The organism is Reyranella humidisoli (assembly GCF_019039055.1).
In the GTDB taxonomy this organism is placed as follows: Bacteria; Pseudomonadota; Alphaproteobacteria; order Reyranellales; family Reyranellaceae; genus Reyranella; species Reyranella humidisoli.
This window is the reverse complement of the sequence record NZ_JAHOPB010000001.1, coordinates 1,772,863-1,794,008: the sequence shown is the minus strand read 5'-3', so window position 1 is coordinate 1,794,008 and position 21,146 is coordinate 1,772,863. Positions and strand designations below refer to the sequence as shown.

The following is a 21,146-nucleotide window of genomic DNA, read 5'->3' as shown; positions in this document are numbered from 1 at the left end:
CCTTCACTACGCTCAGGATGACACCGCGTGTTATTTGTTCAGTTCCTTCATCGCGCTGTCGAGGCCGCCCAAGGTGAGCGGGAACATGCGATTGCTGCTGAGCTGTTGCAGCAGCTGGATCGACGGCGTGTAGCTCCAGTGCCGTTCGGGCACCGGGTTCAGCCACACCATGCTCCGATAGGTGTCGGACACGCGCTGGATCCAGGTCTGTCCCGACTCCTCGTTCCAGTGCTCCACCGAGCCGCCCGGATAGGCGATCTCGTAGGGGCTCATCGAGGCGTCGCCGACGAACAGGATCTTGTAGTCCGGCGGATAGGTATGGAGCATCTGCTGCGTCGAGAAGGTATCGACGTGGCGGCGACGGTTGTCCTTCCACAGCTTCTCGTAGAGGCAGTTGTGGAAGTAGAAGAATTCGAGGTGCTTGAACTCCGAGCGCGCCGCCGAGAACAGCTCCTCGCAAACGCGGATATGGGCGTCCATGGAGCCGCCGATGTCGAACAGGATCAGCAGCTTCACCTTGTTGCGCCGCTCCGGCACCATCTTGATGTCGAGGTAGCCAGCGTTGCATGCGGTCGAGCGGATCGTGTCGGGCATGTCCAGCTCGACCTCGGCGCCCTCGCGCGCGAACTTGCGAAGCCGGCGCAGCGCGATCTTGATGTTGCGCGTGCCGATCTCGACCGTGTCGTCGAGGTTCTTGTACTCGCGCTTGTCCCACACCTTGACGGCGCGGCCCTCGCGACCCTTGTCCTGGCCGATGCGCACGCCCTCGGGATTGAAGCCGTAGGCGCCGAACGGCGAAGTGCCGGCGGTGCCGATCCACTTGCTGCCGCCCTGGTGGCGCTTCTGCTGCTCCTCGAGACGCTTCTTCAGCGTCTCCATGAGTTTCTCCCAGCCGCCCATCGACTCGATCTGCTTCTTCTCCTCTTCGGTGAGAAGCTTCTCGGCCAGCTTGCGCAGCCATTCCTCGGGAATCTCGGCGGCGACGCCCTCGGCGGGCAGCGCCTCGAGGCCCTTGAACACCGTGCCGAACACGCGGTCGAACTTGTCGAGATTGCGCTCGTCCTTCACCAGCGCGGCGCGCGACAGATAGTAGAAGTCGTCGACGCTGTAGTCGGCGACTCCCTTGTCCATCGCGTCCATCAGGGAAAGATATTCCTTGATGGACACCGGCAGCTTGGCGTTGCGCAGCTCGAGGAAGAAGTTGATGAACATCGCGTTCTCCTCTCAGCGTTGATTACTGACGCTGCTCCCGCCGCGCCATGAAGGCCAGGCGCTCGAACAGGTGCACGTCCTGCTCGTTCTTGAGCAGCGCGCCATGCAGCGGCGGGATGAGCTGCTTGCTGTCCTTCGACCGCAGCGACTCAGGCGACATGTCCTCGACCATCAGCAGCTTCAGCCAGTCGAGCAGCTCGGAGGTCGACGGCTTCTTCTTGAGGCCCGGCACTTCGCGGATGTCGTAGAACACGTTAAGCGCCTCGCGCAGCAGGTTGCGCTGCAGGTCGGGGAAGTGGACATCGACGATCTGCGTCATCGTCTCGCGATCGGGGAAGCGGATGTAGTGGAAGAAGCAGCGGCGCAGGAAGGCGTCCGGCAGCTCCTTCTCGTTGTTCGAAGTGATCATCACGATCGGGCGCTGCTCGGCCTTGATCGTCTGCTGCGTCTCGTAGACGTAGAACTGCATGCGATCGAGCTCGAGCAGCAGGTCGTTCGGGAACTCGATGTCGGCCTTGTCGATCTCGTCGATCAGCAGGATCGGCCGGGTCTCGGCGGTGAAGGCATCCCACATCTTGCCGCGCTTGATGTAGTTGCCGATGTCCTTCACGCGCTCGTCGCCGAGCTGGCTGTCGCGCAGGCGCGAGACCGCATCGTACTCGTAGAGGCCCTGCTGCGCCTTGGTGGTCGACTTGATGTGCCACTCGATGATCGGGGCGTTCAGCGCCTTGGCGACCTCATGTGCCAGCACGGTCTTGCCGGTGCCCGGCTCGCCCTTGATGAGCAGCGGGCGCTGCAGCGCGATGGACGCGTTAACGGCAACGCGCAGGTCGTCGCTGGCAACGTAGGAGTCGGTACCGGTAAATTTCATGGTGCAAAATCCAAATTTCTCTGTTGTTTCGACCACCCTAGAGGGGCGGTTTCGGGCCAGCAAGGCCGCGCGAGCAGGTCAGCCGCCCGCGCGCACGATGAAGTAGACCAGGGCGGCGCAGGCCAGCAGGACAGACATCGCAAGGCGGCCCGAGCCGAAGCGGAGCCGCGGTGCGGGCTCGCCCGGCTCGACCGCTTGGTCGAGCCGCTTGCGGCCGGTGATCATCGGGCCAATCAGGTTGTGCCGCTTCCAGACGAGGTAGAGCGCGACGGCCGCGACATGGATCGCCACCAGGATCAGCAGCACGTTGATCCACCAGGCATGGAAGGCGGTGGCGCGGTCGACCCATTTGTCGGCGACCTTGAGCGCCAGCGGTCCGTTCACCATGCCGGTGTCGGTGTCGGCCGTGAAAAGACCGGCCACGACCTGGGCCAGCACGGCGAAGATCAGAACCACGACCATCGCGCCGCCCATCGGGTTGTGACCGACGTCGCGCGGGCCTTCCTTGCGGAACAGGTGCGAGACGTGGGCAAGCGCCGCGCCGGGGCCCTTCAGGAAGCTCGAGAATCGCGCCGTGCTGCTTCCGACGAAGCCCCAGACGATGCGGAAGAGCAGCAGCGTCAGGATGGCGTAGCCCGACCAGAAGTGCAGTTGCATCCAGTCGCCCTTGGCGCGGCCGCTGAAATACGAGGTCGCCATCAGGATCACGAGCAGCCAGTGGAACAACCGGACGGGAACGTCCCAGACGAGGATCTTGTCGTTCTTGCCGCCCATCGGTCGTCATCTCCTGTGCAAGCGGCGAGCATAATCGAACCTTCGGCCCGGTGGGCAGGGGTTACGAGGGGCCACCACACGCAGTCGTGATTGATCGTGGTCCACGTGCCTATTCGCTTTCCGCGCCAACCTCTGCAACAAATACACCGTCGGCGAGGCATAAATTGCCCGTGGACCGTAATTCAAAGGGGATGGTCGTATGAGGAAGACTTTGGTTGTGGCGTTGATCGGCGCCTTGGCGGCTGGATCAATGGTGGGCGGCGCGACGATCGCGATGGCCCAGGGCGACGTGATCGCCCAGCGCAAGGACAACCGCAAGCAGGCGGCCGCCGCGATGCGCGCCGTGAAGGCCATCGTCGACGCCAAGGGCCCGACTGCCGGCGCGGTGGAGCAGGCCGCCAAGCTCAAGACGCTCGAGGCCGCCTTCGTGAAGATGTTCCCGGCCGGTTCGGACAAGGGCGAGACGCGCGCCCTGCCAGCCGTCTGGACCGACTGGGCGGGCTTCCAGGCCGCCAGCAAGGCGTCTGACGCCGCCTACGACAAGCTCGCGGTCGCCGCCGGCTCCGGCAATACCGAGGCCCTGGCGACGGCCTTCGCCGATGTCGGCAAGACCTGCGGCGCCTGCCATCAGAAGTTCCAGGCGAAGGCCAACTAGGCCCGCGCTGTCCCGAAAGACGCCTCTACAGACAAAGGGCGGCGGTTCATTCCGCCGCCCTTTCGTTTTGACCGAATGAGGTCCGCCGGGCTCAGGCGGCCGCGCCGCTGTGACCGGACACCGTGGTAAAGGCCCGCCGGACGATCGATTCGGCCTCGAAGCGCCAGGTGCGCGAAGCATTCATCGGCGAAAGACGCAGCCGGTCGCGCATGTTCATCCAGCGCTCGAATCCGAAGGCCACGTCGAGGGAATCGAGAACCGGCTCGCGCGCCGTAGGCTCGAGCGCGTCGAGTTCGACGGCAAACCAGATCGCAACGCGCTCCCGGAGCATCCGGCGGAGATGCGCGATCCCGTGGCTGACGGCCGGCGCCGCGCCGCGCACGCGCTCGGCGAAGTGCCAGACCGGCAACCATTGCTCGAAGGTCTGCGCCCGGTCCGACACGAGCAATGCCGTGCGCTTGGCCAGGGGCACCGTCCGATTCACGGGACGATCGGGATCGAAGGCCCGGCTGACCGACAGCTCGAACGCGGCCTCGTAGAGGTCCGGGAGTTGGGGAAAATGCTGGAAAAGGACAGGTCCCGGAACGCCCGCAATGGAGGCAATGACCCCCGGACTCGGTTCCACATCGCCAGCCTGGATAAGATCCAGGGTGGTCTGGATCAGTGACTGCCGGATCCGCTGCCCTCGTAAGATGCGGCTATCCTGCGAGCGCGAGACATCAACGGGAAATCCGACAATCTTCATGGAAACCGACTGGGGAAAGTTATCCTGTCAAAAATCTACCATCCTCCCGATTTTGCGTAACTTGCAAAAATGCATATCTAAAATAGACGAAACCCTTATTTATCTGCATTTATAAACTCTCAGATAGGCGTTTTTGTCGATCTGAGATTGCATTTCTGCCGCAATATATGAAACTGATCTGCTTGGCCGCCAGCCTGCAGATTCATGGACGATGGATTGAACGCACCGAAAAATACGAAAGGCCGGTCGCTTGGGGAACGACCGGCCTTCCTTATGAGCCCGCCTGGGTGTGGGGTATCGAAGCCTTGGGGTGTGTGGGAAGGGGCTTCGATGAGCGGCTTGGGAGGCCGCCGGCGGGCTTTCTGGATTCTCTGGTTGGAGCGCTGGGTCGAAGCGCTGCCTCTTGATCGTTCCTCAAAAACCTTCAGCGATGCAATTTGAGACCAAACCGGACTAACAAACAGACTGTAACAGCCGTCCTGAAAGGCAGTTAGTTGCAAAATTGCATATCTGCCTCCGGACCGCTCCGATAATGTTCAATAATTCCTACACAAGAACAACGCAAGATAGTCGAAAAAGGGTACGCAGGGATCGCGCGCATTCAGCGAAAACTGCGGTTTTCTCTATATTTTTCAAGGCGTAGCGGTCGCCTGAACCGACAGGCGCGACGCTTTTCGCTGCAATTATCCCGGCTTTGCGATCCGGTCGAGAACCGGCCGCAGGTGATCCAGGAAGCGGTCGGGATCCTCGCTCATCGGGAAATGGCCGAGGCCGGGCATGATGATGCATGTCGCGCCCGGCACCATGGCGGCGACCTCCTCGGTCTCGGCCGGCGAGCAGGAATAGTCATACTCCCCGGTAAGCAGGAAGAGCGGACAGCGCCGGGCATCGATCGCGGCAATCCGCTGACGAAGGTCCCCGTCGACCTTGTAGAAATGCAGGTCGCCTTTGAAGACCCCCGGACCGCCCTGCATGTAGTGCCAGAGCGTTTCCCAGCGGTGGGCATCCGGGGCATCGGGTCCCACGAGGCCGGAAACGATCCCGGCGCAGACCTCGCCTCCATGGACATCCGCGTGATGCAGCCACTCCGTGTCGTAGTAGGGCGCGACATGGGCGGACGCCTGCAACCCGACCAGGGCGCGAAAGCGGTCGGCATGCAGGGCGGCAAGGTTGAGGACCAGACGACCGCCGATCGAGCAACCCATGACCACCGGTCGCTCCAACGACAGGGCATCTGCGAAGGCGATGACGAACGCGGTGTAGAAATCCCTGGTCAGAAGATATTCATCGCGCTCGAAACCGTGCGGCGGCGACGACTTGCCGTGCCGGGGCATATCGAACGCAATGACGCGAAAGTGCTTCGTCACCTCGGCGTCGTTCAGGACACCGCGATACTGCCGGCCGTCGGAACCGGCGGTGTGCAGGCAGATCAGCGGGATCCCCTCGCCCGCTTCCTCGAAATAGACGCGGTAGCGACGGCCTTCGAAATCGAGCGAGAGATAGCGACCGACGATTGGCTCGAGGGCGGCGGTCATTGCGCGGCTCCCCTGGACGTGGCCAGCGCCCGCGGCGCCTCGAGGACCCCCTTCAGATAGAGCAGGTTCGCCATCAGGGGCTGGAGGTCGCCCTCGAATTTCATCAGGCCGCGACGCACCAGCGCCAGCAGATCATGCTCGCCCGGCGCCGGACGCGCTTGCCAGAAGCGCTGCCAGTCCGATTCGTCGGCGCGCAGGGCGAAGCGCCAGGACGGCATGACGAACGGCCCTTCCTCGACTTTCTCGATCCGCCCGCGCAGCACATGGATCAGCCAGGACCGGGGACGGGCCTCGACCAGGAACGCGCCCGTGAGATGACGGCCCCGTCGCACCAGCACTTCGTCGTCGTTCACCAGGCCCGCAAGTTTCTCGAGCATGTTTCCTCCCCGTCTTCCCCGGCCCATGGCCTGCCGGGTTTCGTGTTTCGGCCTCAATTCCATGCTAGACGGTCCGTCATTCCGCAATACCCGCCGCGCCATCCGGGAGCTTCTCCGTGCCTTTCGTTCGTTCCGTCCGCGCCCTCCTGCCCCTCGCCGGGGCCGCCCTGTTGCTGGCCGCCGCGGCCCAGCCGGCCACCGCCGGCATGGAAGAGGCGGTCAAGGCCCTGCAGGCAGGCGATCCCGTGGCGGCCGAGAAGGAACTGCAGGTCCTCGCAAAGGAGCGCGACCCGCGCGCCCAGTTCCTGCTGGGCCTCTATATCTACGGTAACGCCGAATCCAAGCTGTTCGACATCAGCAAGGCGACGCCCCTGCTGCTGGATGCTTCGGAGCGCGGCTATCTCCCGGCCATGATCCCGCTGGCCGGTGCCTATGCCGAGGGCAAGGGTGTGCCGAAGAGCCTCTTCGAGGCCTACAAGTGGTGCGCGATCGCCGACCGCTGGAACGTGCCCAACGCCAACCTCGCACTCGAGCAGGCGGCGCGCGAACTGCCGGCCGACGAAATCGAGAAGGCAAAGGCCGCAGCGCTCGCCTACCAGTTCAAGACGAAATGATCGCGGCGCGGCTGGCGCTCGTCGCGGCACTCGTTGCCGCGGGTGCTTCCGCGCAAGCCCAGCAATCCACTGATGCCTCGGACGTGGCCGCACCGCTGCGTCCCGCCGTCTCGGCGTATCGGCAGGGCGATACGGCAACCGCGGAGCGGGCGCTCCGCTCGCTCGGGTCGTCGAATGCCGATGCCTCTGCCTGGCTGGGTGCGATCCTGATCGATCGCGGGGCCAAGGCCGAAGGGCTGAACCTCATCCAGCGCGCCGCCGATGCGGGATCGGCCGAAGGCCAGCACCGGCTGGCGCTCGCCCTCATGAATGGCGAGGCCGGCATGGCGCGCAATCCCGCGCGCGCCGTGGAGTTTTTCGAAAAGGCCGCAGCCCAGGGCCATCGTCGCGCGCAACTCAATCTCGGGCTGATCTATCTTCGCGGCCAGGGCGTGCCCCGTGATCTGATGCAGGCCCGCGCCTGGCTGGAGAAGGCCGCCGCCGATGGTAACCCCTACGCGACTTATGCGCTTGGGCGGGCGATGGCGGAGAATGCGCCACCCGCGTCGGCCGATCCGACGCGGGCAGCCGATCTCTTCCGCCAGGCCGCCGAGCGGGGTCACATGCTCGCCGCCCTGCGCTACGGCCTGGCTCTGGCCGAGGGGTCGGGTGTGAAGCAGGACCCTGCCGCGGCGCAACGCTGGCTGGTCCAGGCCCAGCAGAACGGCGTCCCCGAGGCGGCACTGGCGCTGGGCGACATGGCGGTCCGCACGCCGGCCACGCGCGACAAGGCGGCCAACGAGAAGATCCTGAAGTCGGCGTTGAGCTGGTACCAGGCGGCGGCCAATGCAGGCGTGCCGTCGGGCCAGTTCAAGCTCGCCAATGCCTATCTCGCTGGCTCCGGCGTGCCGCGCGATCCCGTCCAGGCGCAGCTCTGGTACGGCCGCGCCGCGCAGCAGGGACTGCCCGAGGCGCAGCAGGCGCTCGGCGTCATGCTGTTGACCGGCAGCGCCGGGACCAGCGATCCGGTCGAGGCCTTCAAGTGGCTGTTCCTCGCCGAACGCGGCGGTCACCCGGAATCCCGCGCCGTCCGCGAGAAGGCTGGAGACAAGATATCCGATCGCGACCGCAAGCGGGGCGAGGCGCTGGCGCAGGCGTTCAAGCCGACCTCCGAACTTCCACTCGACGAAGGCATGCCGCGCCTCGTGCAGGTCCGGCGCTGACCTGATCGCCCGTGGACACGCCGCCCGTGGACATACCTACCGTCGCGCGCCAGACGCGTCCCGACATCACCCTCGCGGTCTGCCGCGGGGCCTGCCGCCTGATGCGCCAGTCCGGCCGTACCGTGTTGCGCGAACTGCCGCTGCCCGACGGACGGCGCGCCGACATCGTGGCGATCGCCGGCAGCGGCGAACTCACCATCGTCGAGGTGAAATCCTCGATCGAGGACTGGCGCGTGGACCAGAAATGGCCGGACTATCTCGCCTGGTGCGACCAGCTCTACTTCGCCGTGCCGGTCGACTTCCCGCAATCGCTGATCCCCGAGAAGGTCGGCCTGATCGTCGCCGATGCCTATGGCGGCGAGATCCTGCGTCATCCCGCACGCCACCCGGTGACGGCGGCGCGACGCAAGGCGCTCCTCATCGACTGCGCCCGCCTCGCATCGGAGCGGCTGGCGCGCCTCGAGGACCCGGAGTTCGTCGACTTCGCCTGACGTTCAACCCGGCATCGGGCGCGACGGCACGGACGTGGGAGCCCCCGGCGTCTGGCCACGGCTGGCCTCGGCCATGCGGATGCGCGCATAGGCCATCACATCGGTCGGCGGACCGACCCGTTCGATGCGCCCATCCATCACCAGCGCCACGCGATCGGCGATGGCGAGCGGCGCGAGACGGTGGGTGATCATGATGACGGTGCGGCCGCGCGTGTTGGCCTTGAGCTGACGCAGGAGCTGCTCTTCGGTGGCGGGATCGAGCGCGCTGGTCGCCTCGTCGAGGATCAGGATTCGCGGATTGCGGATCAGCGCGCGCGCGATGCAGAGAAGCTGGCGCTGTCCGGTCGAGAGACCCTGCCCGCGTTCGCCCAGCACGGTGTTGTAGCCCTTGGGCAGGCGCTGGATGAAATCGTGCGCGCCCACGAAACGCGCGACGGCCACGACGCGACCGGGATCCTTGTCGGCGACGCCCATCGCGATGTTGTCGCGCACCGTTCCGGTGAAGAGCTGAAGGTCCTGCGGCACCGCGCCGATCTGCGCGCGCAGTTGCGCCGGGGAGATATGGGCGATGTCGGTGCCGTCGACCAGCACGCGGCCGTCGCTCGGACTGACGAGGCCCTGGACGAGATTGGCGATGGTGGTCTTGCCCGACCCCGACGGTCCCACGAGACCGATGATCTCCCCCGCCGAGATCGCGAGATCGGCCTCGCGCAGGATGGGCTGCCCGCGATCGTGAGCGCGGTAGGTGACGCGCTCCAGCGCGATGTCGCCCACCAGCGCCGGCATCGGCGCGAACTCGCCAGGAGGCGTCTCGGGCGCCTCGCGCATCAGCTCGTCGATGCGCTTGAAGGCGGCACCCACCGCCTGGAGCTGGTGCCAGGCACCGGCCAGCTGGCGCATCGGCTGCAACGCGCGGACGGCCAGCATGTTGGCCGCGATGAGCGCGCCGATCGTGAGGCGGTGATCGGCGATCTCGCCAATGCCGATCGTGACGATCACCAGCGACGCCACGAGCTGCAACGTGCCCGATGCGCTGGCGGCGATGTTGGCGAGGTTGCTGGCGCGCAGGCTGGTGCGGGCCGATTGCTCCACCCGCGCCTGCCAGCGCTTCTCGACTTCCGCTTCGAGCCCCAGTGCCTTGATGGTGGCGGCGTTGGCGACGGTCTCCGTCAACGTCGAGCTCTTGGCCGCGAGCGCCTGGAAAGTCTCGTCGGCCAGCCGCCGCTGGGCCCGATGACCGGCAAGCGAGACCGCGATCAGCACGGGGATGGCCAGCGCCGCGACGAGACCGAGCGTCGCGCTGAGGGCGAAGGTGGCGATCAGGAAGATCACGACGAACAGCAGGTCGATCGCCAGCGCCGGCATCTGCCCGGTGAAGAAGCCGCGCAGGACGTCGAGCTGGCGCAGGCGCTCGGCAATGACGCCCGACGGCGTGCGCTCGAAATGACTGTAGGGCAGCGCCATCAGGTGATGCAGCACCTCGGCGCTCATCAATACATCGAGCCGCGCGCCGGTCCTGGTCGACAACCAGCCACGCGCGACGCGCAAGCCGAAGTCGGCGGTGTACGCGACGAGCATGCCGGCGCACAGCACCGCCATCGCCGGCCAGATGCCTTCGGGTGGCCGACCGGCGATCACCGCGTTGACCACCAGCATCATGAAGAGCGGCGTGAGAAGGCCGAGCACGTTGATGAAGAACGATGCGGCCGCGAGCTTGAAGACGACCGGCCGCACGCGCGCCCACAGCGGCGCGTACCATTGTTCCGACGGACGCGGCCCCAGCGGCTGGCGCAGCAACAGGGCACGCCGCCCGAGGGCGCGCGCCTCCTGCGCCGTCGCTTGCCAGACGCGCCCTTCGACCACATCGAGCACGGTCCAGCCGTTGGCGCGGCCCGAGACCACGACATGGACCGTTCCGGCGGCTCCGACGACGGCAAAGGGAAGCGACAATTCGTCGAACGGTCGGGCGGCAAGATCGATCGCCTCGCCGTCGAGGCCGAGCCGTGTCGCGGCGGTCAGGAAGGAAGCCTCGTCCAGACCGGTGGAGGGTACGGCCACGAACCGACGGATGTCGGCCTCGCTGACCGGGCGGCCGACCTGCTGGGCGACGTAGAGCAGCGCCCTCATGAGCGGGTCGACGCGCAGATGGCCCGCCTCATCCCATCCGGGCTGCTGGAAGCCGCCGTTCTCGAGAGGAGCCATTCGCCAAGGGTACCAGAAATACCCTTGGATTCAATTATGTAGCGGCGTTCCCTAAAGCAAAGGGCGCACGCCTTGCGGCGTGCGCCCTCGCTTTCACGAAGATCGAAGACCTAGCGGGCGCCGAAGGCGCGCTTCAGTTCGGCCACGAGATCGGTGCGCTCCCAGGAGAAGCCGCCGTCCTTCTCCGGCTTGCGACCGAAGTGGCCGTAGGCCGCCGTGCGCTGATAGATCGGCTTGTTGAGCTGCAGCGAACGGCGAATGTTGGTCGGACGCAGCGGGAAGAGATCCGACAGGACCTTCTCGAGCTTGCGCTCGTCGACCTTGCCGGTGCCTTCGGTGTTCACATAGAGCGACATCGGATCGGCGACGCCGATCGCGTAGGCCACCTGGATCAGGCAGCGGTCGGCGAGACCGGCGGCCACGACGTTCTTGGCGAGGTAGCGCGCGGCATACGCGGCCGAGCGGTCGACCTTGGTCGGGTCCTTGCCGGAGAACGCACCGCCGCCGTGCGGCGCGAAGCCGCCGTAGGTGTCGACGATGATCTTGCGGCCGGTGAGGCCGCAATCGCCATCGGGACCGCCGACGACGAAGTTGCCGGTCGGGTTGACGAAGAAGTCAGCTGCCTTCTTGGGCATCCAGCCCTTGGGCAGCGACTTCTCGACGTGACCCGAGATCATCTCGCGGATCATGCCCGAATTGTACTTCTTGCCCTTCTTGTTGGCTTCGCGGTGCTGGGTCGAAACGACGACCTTGGTGGCGCCGACGGCCTTGCCGTCGACATAGCGCACCGTGACCTGGCTCTTGGCGTCGGGCTGCAGGTCGCCCAGCTCGCCCGAGCGGCGGGCCTTGCTCAGCACTTCGAGGATCTTGTGCGAGAAGAAGATCGGAGCGGGCATGAACGAGCCCTTCTCGTATTCCTCGCTGTCGCGGCAGGCGAAGCCGAACATCAGGCCCTGGTCGCCCGCGCCTTCCTGTTCGCCGAGGTTGCCGCCCTTCTTCTTGGCATCCACACCCATCGCGATGTCGGGCGACTGGCCGTGCAGCAGCACTTCCACGTCGGCGCCATGGAACGAGAAGCCGTCCTGGTCGTAGCCGATGTCGCGCACGACGTTACGGGCGATCTCGCCGATCGCCTCACGGTTCACGACCGTCTGCTTGCCGTACTTCTTCATGAACGGCTCGGAGGCGCGGCCTTCGCCGGCGATAACGATCTTGTTGGTCGTGACCAGCGTCTCGCAGCCGAGGCGGGTGTTGGCGTGGCTGTCGTCGGCGTGGCCGAGCTTCACGTCGTTGGCGATGAACGCGTCCAGGATCGCATCGGAAATCTGGTCCGCGACCTTGTCCGGATGGCCTTCCGAAACCGACTCGCTGGTGAAGATGTAGTCCTTGAGCGCCAAAGATCCCTCCCAAAGTTCGCATGGACTCCGGGCAGGGCGGTGCTTCCGCCAACGGCCGGCTTAGCCTTTATTTTCGCGGTGGCAAGTCGTCCAAATCCGTCCGCGGCGGTCCCGCCCATCGGGACCACGGTTGGTTAAAAACGCCAAATGGCAGTGGAAATCAAGAGGATCGCGGGCCTATTTCCTGCGCCGTTCAGGCGCGGGGCTGCCGTCCCTTGCGGCCGCCGACCGTCTCGGCGTGGCTTGCCGCACCCACGGCCTTCACCATCTCGAAGATCCGCTTGCGCACGCGGCTCTCGCCGATCTTGTAGTAGGCGCGCACGAGTTCGAGGGTTTCGCGCTTGATGAGCGGATCCTTTTCCTGCTCGAACGGCGTACCGGCTTCGCCGAAACCGCCCTTCTTGCCGCGGCCCGACATCGGCCGGCCGGCCAGCGCGTTCGCGGGCATCTCATCGAAGAAATAGGAAACCGGCACGTCGAGGACCTTGGCGAACTCGAACAGGCGGCTCGAACCGATGCGGTTGGAGCCGCGCTCGTACTTCTGGATCTGCTGGAAAGTGAGGCCGACCGCGGTCCCGAGCTTCTCCTGGCTCATGCCGAGGAGTGTGCGCCGCTGGCGCATCCGCGCTCCGACGTGAACATCAACGGGATGCGACTTGGCCATCAGTTCCCTACTCCTTCAGAACGCTAAAACACGAGACAGACGCCGATACGGCTCAATCGTGGCCGAATGGCGTGCAGTGAATGCCGACAAATCAACATGTGCAAAAATGCATATCTACACGCGCAGAGTGCATATTACTTATGCCGCCCAAAATTCTAATGCAAGCCGAACCTGATCGTTAACGGCTTGAAATTCTTGATATTTCACTCGATGTGAAGCGAACGATGAGCGCAAGAACGGCACCGGCCAGAAGCAGGAGCGCCAGAAGCATCGCGTCCCCCCAGCGACCGTAGGGCGTGGGCTCCCGGGTGGCCGGGATGCGGTGGTCGATGATCCCTTCCTGCTGCATGTCGAGGGCCGCCAGCACCCGGCCGTAGGCATCGATCACCGCGGAGACGCCGGTGTTGGCGGCCCGGATCATCGGCAGGCCCTCCTCGACGGCGCGCAGGCGCGCGCTGGCGAGGTGCTGGTACGGGCCGCTCGACAGGCCGAACCAGGCATCGTTGGTCACGTTCAGCAGCCAGCGCGGCCGCGCGCCGGGACCGGTCACGGCGGCCGGAAAGATCACCTCGTAGCAGATGATCGGCGAGAAGGACGGCAGGCGCGGCAGGTCGAGCGTCACCCTCGACAGCCCCTCCTCGAACGAGCCCCGGCCGATGAAGCCGGAGACCGGCGCGAGTTGCTTGTGGAACGGGATGTACTCGCCGAGGGGGACCAGGTGCACCTTGTCGTAGGTGGCGACGATCGTGCCGGCCTTGTCGATGACCAGCAGGGAGTTCCAGACCCCCTCGTCACGCTTGCCGGTTCCGCGCGCCGCGCCGGTGAGCAGGTAGCCGTCGGGCGGTACGGCTTTCGCCATCACCTCCAGCGCCGGCGATCCCGGTTCGACGATGAAGGGCGGCGCCGTCTCGGGCCAGATGACGGCCGACAACTTGTCGAACCCGTCACGGCGGCTCATGTCGACGAGCTTGTTCAATTGACGCGTGCGGTTCTCGGGCCGCCATTTCTCCGCCTGCGGCGTGTTCGGCTGGACGATGCGCACCAGCGGTCCGTCGCCCATCTCGACCGGGACCATGACCGATTGCCCCGCGAAGCCAGCACCTGCCACGACGACCAGAGCGAGCAGCGAGGCCCGCCAGCCTGCCGCCGGCGCGGCCAGGATCATGAAGGTGAGCAGGCCGAGCCCGTAGACCCCAAACAGCGCCGCCCCCTGCAGGAGAGGAACGGCGAAGGCCCAGACATGTGCCAGGGGATTCCAAGAATAGCCGGTGAAGACGTGGCCGCGCAGCCACTCCGCAACCGTCCACGAGATGGCGAGCAGCACCAGGCGTGCATACCGCCCGCCCAGCTTGGGCCAGCGTTCGGCGGCCCATTTGGCGGCGCCGGCCGCCATGCCGGGAAAGAAGCCGAGCAGCGCCGCCAGCCCGATGACGATGGGCGGCCCCAGCGGACCGTAGTCGGCCGGCGGGACGAAGAAAGCCTCGACGATCCAGTAGGAGCCGACGGCGAAATGGCCGGTTCCCCAGGCCCAGCCCCGCAGAAGGGCGCTCTTCGGCCCGGCCGCGGTGTCCCACAGCCAGACGAAGACCACCGCGCCGACGATGGCGAGCGGCAGCCAGTAGAGAGGAGGCATGGCCAGCGCGGCAAGCGCACCGGCCAGGAAGGCGACGCCTGCGGCGCGCCAGCCCTTGAGCATCATCGCGTCAGGCGGCGGTCAGGCGGCGGGCGCCGTCGTCGGCGGCCGCACGCGAAGGCGGCGGATGCGCCGGGGATCGACATCGAGAATCTCGAACTCCACACCCGACGGATGACGAACCACCTCGCCGCGTTCGGGAATGCGGCCGAGCAGCGAGAAGATCAATCCGCCCACCGTGTCGATTTCGCGTCGTTCGTCTTCCGACAGGACCTTGCCGATCTCTTCCTCGAGGAGTTCGATCGGGGTGCGGCCGTTGACGTCGATCGTGCCGTCGACGCGGCGCGCGACCGTCGGCGTCTGCGCGACGTCGTGCTCGTCCTCGATCTCGCCCACGATCTCCTCGACGAGATCCTCGATGGTGAGAAGCCCGTCGGTGCCGCCGAACTCGTCGACGACCAGCGCCATGTGCGTGCGCGAGCGGCGCATGTCGAGCAGCATGTCGAGCACCGGCAGGGTCGGCGCCACGAACACCACGCGGCGCAGAATGTCGCGCAGGTTGAACTTCTTGGAGTTCCCCCAGTAGGCCAGCACGTCCTTGATGTGGATCATGCCGATCACGTCGTCGAGCGACTCGCGGTAGATCGGATAGCGCGAATGCGCCTCGGCCTGGATCAGCCGCACGACCTCGTCGAGCGGCGTGTCGGCGGCGATGCCCACGATGTCGACCCGCGGCACCATGACGTCGGCCACGGTCTTGTCGCGCAGCTTCAGGATGTTGGCGAGCAGGACGCGCTGGTCGTCGCTGATAGGGGTGTCGCTCTCGGGCGTCTCCTCGATCAGCTCCTCGATCGCTTCGCGAACCGCTTCGTTCTTATCCTTGCGGCGCAGGCGCCGCAGGAGGGCGCGCAGCAGGCCGCCACTCGAAGGGACATCGGAAGCCGGCGATGTCGTCACCGGGGTCGAAAGAGGCTCAGTCGACGAAGCCGGGCCGAGGCCCGGCTTGGTACTGTGCGCTGTGGAATCAGGCATGGTCCGTAAGATAGGCTATCGGCCCCGCGTTGCAATCATGGGAAGTTCTTGATGCGTTCCTGCAAGCTTCCTTCCGGCGCCGAAATGCCGGCGCTCGGCCTCGGCACGTGGCGCATGGGCGAAAGCGCCCGCCGGCGGCCGGAAGAACTCGATGCCCTCAAATACGGGCTCGATCTCGGCTATCCGATGATCGACACCGCCGAGATGTATGGCGAGGGCAGCGCCGAGGAAATCGTCGGCGACGCGCTGCACGGTCGCAGCACCCGCCCCTACATCGTGAGCAAGGTCTATCCGCACAACGCCTCGCGCGCCGGCACCATCGCCGCCTGCGAGCGCAGCCTGAAGCGCCTGCGGCTGGAGCGCATCGACCTCTATCTGCTGCACTGGCGCGGCGGCGCGCGGATCGAGGAAACGTTCGAGGCGTTCCACAAACTGAAGAATGCCGGAAAGATCGGCGATTTCGGCGTCAGCAATTTCGACCTCGATGACATGCAGGATGCCGCGAGGCTCGACGGGGGACTGACCGGCACCAACCAGGTTCTTTACTGCCTGTCGCGCCGCGGCCCGGAGTTCGACCTGCTGCCGTGGATGCGCAAGCGATCGATCCCGCTGATGGCCTACTCGCCGCTCGACCAGGGCGGCCTGCTGCGCAAGGCGCCGCTGAAGAAGCTCGCCGACGAGGTCGGCTGCACGCCCGCGCAACTGGCGCTGGCCTGGCTGTTCGCCCAGCCGGGCGTCGTCACGATCCCGAAGTCATCCAACCGCGAGCGCGTGAAGGAAAACTTCGCCGCGCTTCAGGTAAAATTGACCCCGGAAATCCTGCACGAACTCGACCGCGCCTTTCCGCCGCCGCGAACAAAGCAGCCGCTGGAGATGCTGTAGCTCGGCGAGGCAGGATTAAGGATCCTTCGCTGCGCTCAGGATGACACTGTTGTTGGGGTCTGCGCAGTGCGCCACTTCAAAAGCAGGTGCCATCCTGAGCGCAGAGAAGGATCCTTGCTCGGACGACACTGTTGTTGAGGTTTGCGCAGTGCGCCACTTCAAAAGCAGCTGTCATCCTGAGCGCAGCGAAGGATCCTTACTCGGACGAACCGACGAAGGCTTCTCTATCGCTCCAGATACGGATCGGCGATCCCGAGCCTGGCCAGCACGCGGCGCTCCAGCGCTTCCATGCGCTCGGCGTCATCCTCGCCCGTCTCGTGGTCGTAGCCCAGCAGATGCAGCGTGCCGTGCACGACCAGGTGCGTGAAATGGTCGGCCGGCGACTTCTTCTGTTCGCGCGCCTCACGCCAGACGGTCTGGCGCGCCAGTACGATGTCGCCCAGGAAATCACGCTCGCCCGAGGGATAGGACAGGACGTTGGTCGGCTTGTCCTTCTTGCGGTCGCGCGCGTTGAGCACACGCACACCCTTGTCGTCGTCGAGTGCGACGTTGAGCGAGCGCATGCCACGACGGCGCGTGCCGGCGAAGGCAGCTCGTGCGGCACGGCGCGCGAGCTTTTCCGCGTCGGGCAGCGCCTTCAACCACGCTTCGTCCAGCACGATCACCGTGCAGCGAAGCGACGGCCTAGCCTTTGGCTTGCTTGTCGCGGGCGTCATAGGCATCGACGATGCGCGTCACGAGATCGTGGCGCACGACGTCCTGCGAGGTGAGCCGCACGAAGCGCACGCCTTCGACGTTCGTCAATGTCTCGACGGCATCGTTCAGGCCCGACTTCTGGTTGTTCGGCAGGTCGGTCTGGCTGGGATCACCGGTGATGACCATGCGCGAGCCTTCGCCGAGGCGCGTCAGGAACATGCGCATCTGCATCGGCGTCGTGTTCTGCGCCTCGTCGAGGATGACGTAGCAGTGCGCCAAGGTGCGGCCGCGCATGAAGGCCAGCGGCGCAATCTCGATCTCGCCCGATTCCATGCGGTGCGCGATCTGCTCGGCCGGGATCATGTCATGCAGCGCGTCGTAGAGCGGCCGCAGGTAGGGATCGATCTTTTCCTTCATGTCGCCGGGCAGGAAGCCCAGCCGCTCGCCCGCCTCGACGGCGGGACGCGACAGCACGATGCGCTCGACCTTGCCGGCCAGCAGCAGCGACACACCCATGGCGACGGCGAGATAGGTCTTGCCGCTGCCGGCGGGTCCCAGCGCGAACACCATGTCGCGTTCGCGCAGCGCCGCGAGATAGCCGCGCTGGCCTGGCGTACGCGCCTGGATGGTGCGCTTGCGCGTGCGGATGCTCTCGGCGTCGCCGCCTTCGGGACCGCTGCGGGCAAAGCGCACGGCGGCATCGATGTCGGCGCTCTCGATCGACAGGCCGCGCTTCAGCCGCTCGTAGAGGCTTGCGATGGCCTTCTGCGCCATGGCGGCATCGTCGGGCGTGCCGGTGATGGCAAGCTGGTTGCCGCGTGCGCTCAACTGGGCGTTCGTGAGCTGCTCGATGCGAACGAGATTGCGGTCATGGTTGCCGTAGAGCACAGCCACCAGGGCATTGTTGTCGAACGTCATGCGCCGGACGTCGGCAGCGCGCGTACCGGCGGCCTGGTCGCTCACGCAGCCACCTCGTAGTCGCCGGTGACGATCTCGCCCAGCAGGCTGTTGGCGTAGCCTTCGATCAGCCGCACGTCGACGATGCGGCCGAACAGGCGCGGGTCGCCCTGCGCATAGACCGACTGCAGCCACGGTGTCTTGCCCATGATCTGCCCCGCCTTGCGGCCGGGCTCGGCGAACAGCACGGGCACGGTGGAGCCGGCCTTCGATTCGTTGAACGCGCGTGCCTGCTGCCCGACGAGCGCCTGCAGCGCGGCGAGGCGCGCGACCTTCACGTTCTCGGGCACCTGGTCGGTCAAGGCCGCCCCGGGCGTGCCCGGCCGGCGGCTGTAGCGGAAGGCATAGGCCGACGCGAAGCCCACCTGCTGGATGAGCCGCATCGTTTCGTCGAAGTCGGCATCGCTCTCACCGGGAAAGCCAACGATGAAGTCCGACGACAACGCAAGGTCGTCGCGCGCGTTGCGCAGCCGTTCGACGATGCGGAGATAGAGGTCGCGATCGTGACCGCGATTCATCGCGTCGAGGATGCGGTTCGATCCCGACTGCACCGGAAGGTGCAGGTAGGGCATGAGCTGCGGCACGTCGCCGTGCGCGGCGATCAGGTCGTCGTCCATGTCGCGCGGATGGGAGGTGGTGTAGCGAAGCCGCGCGAGGCCCGGAATCTCGCCGATCGCGCGCACCAGGCGCGACAGCGACCAGGTCGACCCATCCGGTCCCTCGCCGTGATAGGCGTTGACGTTCTGGCCCAGCACCGTGAGTTCGAGCGCGCCGGCGGCCACGAGCTGCCGCGCCTCGGCCAGCACCGCCGCCACCGGCCGCGAATATTCCATGCCGCGCGTGTAGGGCACGACGCAGAAGGTGCAGAACTTGTCGCAGCCTTCCTGGATCGACAGGAACGCCGAGCCGGCCCGGATCCCCTGCGGCGACGGCAGATGGTCGAACTTGCTCTCGGGCGGGAATTCCGTGTCCAGCACGCCGGCGCCCGGCATGAGCTTGCCCGGTCCCGCCGCGGCTGACTTGCGCGCGACCTGGGCCAGCAGTTCGGGGAGACGGTGGTAGGCCTGCGGGCCGACCACGATGTCGACGGCGGGCTGGCGGCGCAGGATCTCCTCGCCCTCGGCCTGGGCGACGCAGCCTGCGACGGCGATCGTATAGTCGCGGCCCTCGGCGCGGCGTTCGGTCTTGAGGTCGCGCAACCGTCCCAGCTCGGAATAGACCTTCTCGGAAGCGTGCTCACGAATATGGCAGGTGTTCAGCACCACCAGATCCGCCTGGTCGGGCGCTTCGGCCAGCGCATAGCCCAGCGGCCGCAGGACGTCGGCCATGCGGTCGGAGTCGTAGACATTCATCTGACAGCCGTAAGTGCGGATGAACACGCGCTTGGGCTGCCCGTCGGTGCGGACGTCCTTCATCGGTCTCCGGTGCTGGAACGCGCGGTATCTATCACCGTCGCCGATCAGGGTCGAGGGTCGGCAGCCGGCCCGGCCAGCGACGGCAGCAGCTCGGGGCGGCCGGAATTCGCTGCCTGCACGCCGGAGGAGACCTGGCGGAAGCAGTATTCCGCGAGCTTCTTCCGATCCCCAAGCTGGTCGATGTCGATGGGCGGGAAGAAGGTGACGACCGCCTCGGTCTCGCCGAGGCAGACCATCTGCCAGAGGTGCGGCACCAGGTCGAGATCGCCGAACCAGGCGAACAGGGGCCGCCAGTAGCGACCGAGCGGGATGCCGTCGAGCCGCGTGTAGGAAATCGCGACCGGCTGCACCACGATGGGCCGCTCGTCGCGCCGCAACTGCGCCACGGCGAAAAGGGCGCTGCGGAAAGGCAGGACACGGGTCCCGTCGCTGCTGGTCCCTTCGGGGAACAGCATGAGATTGTCGCCCGTGTTCAGCCGCTGCAGCATCTCGTCGCGGCTGTTGCTGGTCTTGCTCGAGCGTCGCTCGACGAAGATCGTGCGCTGCGCCTTGGCCAGGGTGCTGAAGAAGGGCCAGGTCGCGACTTCGGCCTTGGCGACGAAGCTTCCGGGGATCAGCCCGCCCAGCACCTCGATGTCCAGATACGAGACATGATTGCAGACATAGAGCGTCGGCGTGACGGTCGAGCGCTCTCCGTTCACCTTCACCTTGATCCCGAGAATCGTGCAGACCGTGCGGTGATAGAACACCGGCATCCAGCGCACGACAGGCGTAATGCGGCAGGCGAGCGCCAGCAGATGGAACGGCAGCAGGACCAGCGTCAGGAGCAGGTAGCTCAACAGCCGAAAAGCGCCACGCAGGGGAGAGCCGATCCAGGTCGCGGCGAAAGGAGCGTCCGCCGCGCTACTCACGCATCCCGCGTTCGTAGTGCCGGATGTACTTCTCCGTCACCAGTTCGGTCTTCACGATGATGAAGACGTCGGTGCTGTTGAATTCGTGGTCGATCACGGCGCCGTCGCCGACGAAGCCGCCCAGCCTCAGGTACCCCTTGATCAGCGGCGGAACGCGCGCCATCGCCTTGCGCGGGTCGTAGCTGCCCGGCTCGAGCATATCCATCTTCACGTAGCGGCTCGGCAGTGCGCGCACGCGGACGTCGGGCGGCGCCAGATGGTGATGATAGAGGTAGGACAGCGCCTGGGCGTGCTGTTCCGGGTCGATGCCCGGCAGGCTGGCGCAGCCGAACATGACCTGGATGTTGTAGTGGTAGGCGTAGAGCGCGATGCCGCGCCACAGCATCTGCATCGTCGCGGTATTGCGCGCGTCCCTCGCGATGCAGGACCGGCCGAGTTCCAGGACCTCGCCCGGATAGTCGATCATCTTCTGGATGTCGTATTCGGCCGAGGAATAGAAGCAGCCCATCTTGAGCGCCGCCGACCGGCGGATCAGCCGATAGGTGCCGACGATGCCTTCCGGCCCCTCGCCGCGGCGGCGATCGAGCACGAGCAGATGGTCGCAGACCTCGTCGAACGGATCGAAGTCGCGGCCGAGCGCCTTCATCTCCGGCGAGGCATGCGCCGCCATTTCTTCATAGAAAACGCGAAAACGCAGAGCCTGCGCCGCTTCGATTTCAGCAGAAGTCTGCGCCAGGCGAACTTCGAAATCGCCAGCGACGACCTTCACGATCTCCGCGTTGGAAACCGGCGGTCCGAGAAGCTCGGCTTCGCTGTCAACGCGGTCGATGCGCATGAACAATCCGCAAGGGGGCCGCCCCGATCATGGGCCCATTATCGGG

Annotated in this window: 21 protein-coding genes; 5 read left to right on the top strand and 16 right to left on the bottom strand. The window is 66.0% G+C overall.

Features of this window, described 5'->3' with window-relative positions:
* Positions 1-30: 30 nt before the first annotated feature.
* The 3 genes from KQ910_RS08820 to KQ910_RS08810 form a co-directional block, all read right to left on the bottom strand.
* Positions 31-1,212, bottom strand: coding sequence for a vWA domain-containing protein (locus KQ910_RS08820; protein ID WP_216958421.1), 1,182 nt, complete (start codon positions 1,210-1,212; stop codon positions 31-33).
* A 22-nt stretch (positions 1,213-1,234) separates the two neighbouring features.
* Positions 1,235-2,083 carry an AAA family ATPase gene (locus KQ910_RS08815; protein WP_216958419.1) on the bottom strand — a complete coding sequence of 283 codons (849 nt, stop codon included), beginning with the start codon at positions 2,081-2,083 and terminating at the stop codon, positions 1,235-1,237.
* Positions 2,084-2,161: 78 nt separating this feature from the next.
* The gene (locus tag KQ910_RS08810; protein ID WP_216958418.1) at positions 2,162-2,857 is read right to left on the bottom strand and encodes a cytochrome b/b6 domain-containing protein; all 696 of its coding nucleotides are present in this window, start codon (positions 2,855-2,857) and stop codon (positions 2,162-2,164) included.
* A gap of 199 nt (positions 2,858-3,056) precedes the next feature.
* Between KQ910_RS08810 and KQ910_RS08805 the strand changes: the two genes are divergently transcribed.
* Positions 3,057-3,512, top strand: a complete 456-nt coding sequence (locus KQ910_RS08805) for a c-type cytochrome (RefSeq protein WP_216958416.1) — start codon at positions 3,057-3,059, stop codon at positions 3,510-3,512.
* Between the two features lie 91 nt (positions 3,513-3,603).
* Here KQ910_RS08805 and KQ910_RS08800 read toward each other — a convergent pair whose 3' ends face one another.
* From KQ910_RS08800 to KQ910_RS08790, 3 genes are all read right to left on the bottom strand, one after another.
* Positions 3,604-4,257, bottom strand: coding sequence for a TetR/AcrR family transcriptional regulator (locus tag KQ910_RS08800; RefSeq protein WP_216958414.1), 654 nt, complete (start codon positions 4,255-4,257; stop codon positions 3,604-3,606).
* Between the two features lie 683 nt (positions 4,258-4,940).
* Positions 4,941-5,792: an alpha/beta fold hydrolase gene (locus tag KQ910_RS08795; protein WP_216958412.1), complete on the bottom strand. Its 852-nt coding sequence runs from the start codon at positions 5,790-5,792 to the stop codon at positions 4,941-4,943.
* Positions 5,789-6,169 carry a hypothetical protein gene (locus tag KQ910_RS08790; protein ID WP_216958410.1) on the bottom strand — a complete coding sequence of 127 codons (381 nt, stop codon included), beginning with the start codon at positions 6,167-6,169 and terminating at the stop codon, positions 5,789-5,791. Before KQ910_RS08790 ends, KQ910_RS08795 begins: the two co-directional genes overlap by 4 nt.
* A gap of 116 nt (positions 6,170-6,285) precedes the next feature.
* Between KQ910_RS08790 and KQ910_RS08785 the strand changes: the two genes are divergently transcribed.
* Genes KQ910_RS08785 through KQ910_RS08775 form a run of 3 tightly spaced genes read left to right on the top strand, consistent with a single transcriptional unit; the run spans position 6,286 to position 8,476 of the window.
* The gene (locus tag KQ910_RS08785; RefSeq protein ID WP_216958408.1) at positions 6,286-6,783 is read left to right on the top strand and encodes an SEL1-like repeat protein; all 498 of its coding nucleotides are present in this window, start codon (positions 6,286-6,288) and stop codon (positions 6,781-6,783) included.
* On the top strand, positions 6,780-7,985 hold the full coding sequence (locus KQ910_RS08780) for a tetratricopeptide repeat protein (RefSeq protein ID WP_216958406.1): 1,206 nt from the start codon (positions 6,780-6,782) through the stop codon (positions 7,983-7,985). Before KQ910_RS08785 ends, KQ910_RS08780 begins: the two co-directional genes overlap by 4 nt.
* Before the next feature lie 26 nt (positions 7,986-8,011).
* Positions 8,012-8,476, top strand: coding sequence for an MmcB family DNA repair protein (locus KQ910_RS08775; protein WP_369408306.1), 465 nt, complete (start codon positions 8,012-8,014; stop codon positions 8,474-8,476).
* A 3-nt stretch (positions 8,477-8,479) separates the two neighbouring features.
* On the opposite strand, the gene KQ910_RS08770 is transcribed toward KQ910_RS08775, so the two are convergent.
* From KQ910_RS08770 to KQ910_RS08750, 5 genes are all read right to left on the bottom strand, one after another.
* Positions 8,480-10,678, bottom strand: coding sequence for a peptidase domain-containing ABC transporter (locus KQ910_RS08770; protein WP_216958402.1), 2,199 nt, complete (start codon positions 10,676-10,678; stop codon positions 8,480-8,482).
* A 110-nt stretch (positions 10,679-10,788) separates the two neighbouring features.
* A complete protein-coding gene (metK, locus tag KQ910_RS08765; protein WP_216958400.1) occupies positions 10,789-12,075 on the bottom strand; it encodes a methionine adenosyltransferase in 1,287 nt (428 codons plus the stop codon).
* Between the two features lie 193 nt (positions 12,076-12,268).
* Positions 12,269-12,739, bottom strand: coding sequence for a helix-turn-helix domain-containing protein (locus KQ910_RS08760; RefSeq protein WP_216958398.1), 471 nt, complete (start codon positions 12,737-12,739; stop codon positions 12,269-12,271).
* A 178-nt stretch (positions 12,740-12,917) separates the two neighbouring features.
* Positions 12,918-14,438, bottom strand: coding sequence for an apolipoprotein N-acyltransferase (gene lnt / locus KQ910_RS08755; RefSeq protein ID WP_216958396.1), 1,521 nt, complete (start codon positions 14,436-14,438; stop codon positions 12,918-12,920).
* A 15-nt stretch (positions 14,439-14,453) separates the two neighbouring features.
* Positions 14,454-15,329 (bottom strand): hemolysin family protein, encoded by an 876-nt coding sequence (locus KQ910_RS08750; RefSeq protein WP_216958394.1) that lies wholly within the window; start codon positions 15,327-15,329, stop codon positions 14,454-14,456.
* A gap of 126 nt (positions 15,330-15,455) precedes the next feature.
* Here KQ910_RS08750 and KQ910_RS08745 point away from each other — a divergent pair, with 126 nt between their 5' ends.
* Positions 15,456-16,286, top strand: a complete 831-nt coding sequence (locus KQ910_RS08745; RefSeq protein WP_216958392.1) for an aldo/keto reductase — start codon at positions 15,456-15,458, stop codon at positions 16,284-16,286.
* 224 nt (positions 16,287-16,510) lie between these two features.
* On the opposite strand, the gene ybeY is transcribed toward KQ910_RS08745, so the two are convergent.
* Genes ybeY through KQ910_RS08720 form a run of 5 tightly spaced genes read right to left on the bottom strand, consistent with a single transcriptional unit; the run spans position 16,511 to position 21,100 of the window.
* Positions 16,511-16,945 carry an rRNA maturation RNase YbeY gene (gene ybeY, locus KQ910_RS08740; RefSeq protein WP_369408305.1) on the bottom strand — a complete coding sequence of 145 codons (435 nt, stop codon included), beginning with the start codon at positions 16,943-16,945 and terminating at the stop codon, positions 16,511-16,513.
* Positions 16,946-16,970: 25 nt separating this feature from the next.
* Entirely contained in the window at positions 16,971-17,900 is a 930-nt protein-coding gene (locus KQ910_RS08735) for a PhoH family protein (protein WP_216963703.1), read from the bottom strand.
* A 41-nt stretch (positions 17,901-17,941) separates the two neighbouring features.
* Complete coding sequence (gene miaB / locus KQ910_RS08730; protein WP_216958388.1) at positions 17,942-19,354, bottom strand: tRNA (N6-isopentenyl adenosine(37)-C2)-methylthiotransferase MiaB; 1,413 nt, start codon at positions 19,352-19,354, stop codon at positions 17,942-17,944.
* Positions 19,355-19,398: 44 nt separating this feature from the next.
* Entirely contained in the window at positions 19,399-20,265 is an 867-nt protein-coding gene (locus KQ910_RS08725; RefSeq protein WP_216958385.1) for a lysophospholipid acyltransferase family protein, read from the bottom strand.
* Positions 20,258-21,100, bottom strand: coding sequence for a GNAT family N-acetyltransferase (locus KQ910_RS08720; RefSeq protein ID WP_216958383.1), 843 nt, complete (start codon positions 21,098-21,100; stop codon positions 20,258-20,260). Before KQ910_RS08720 ends, KQ910_RS08725 begins: the two co-directional genes overlap by 8 nt.
* Positions 21,101-21,146: the final 46 nt, after the last annotated feature.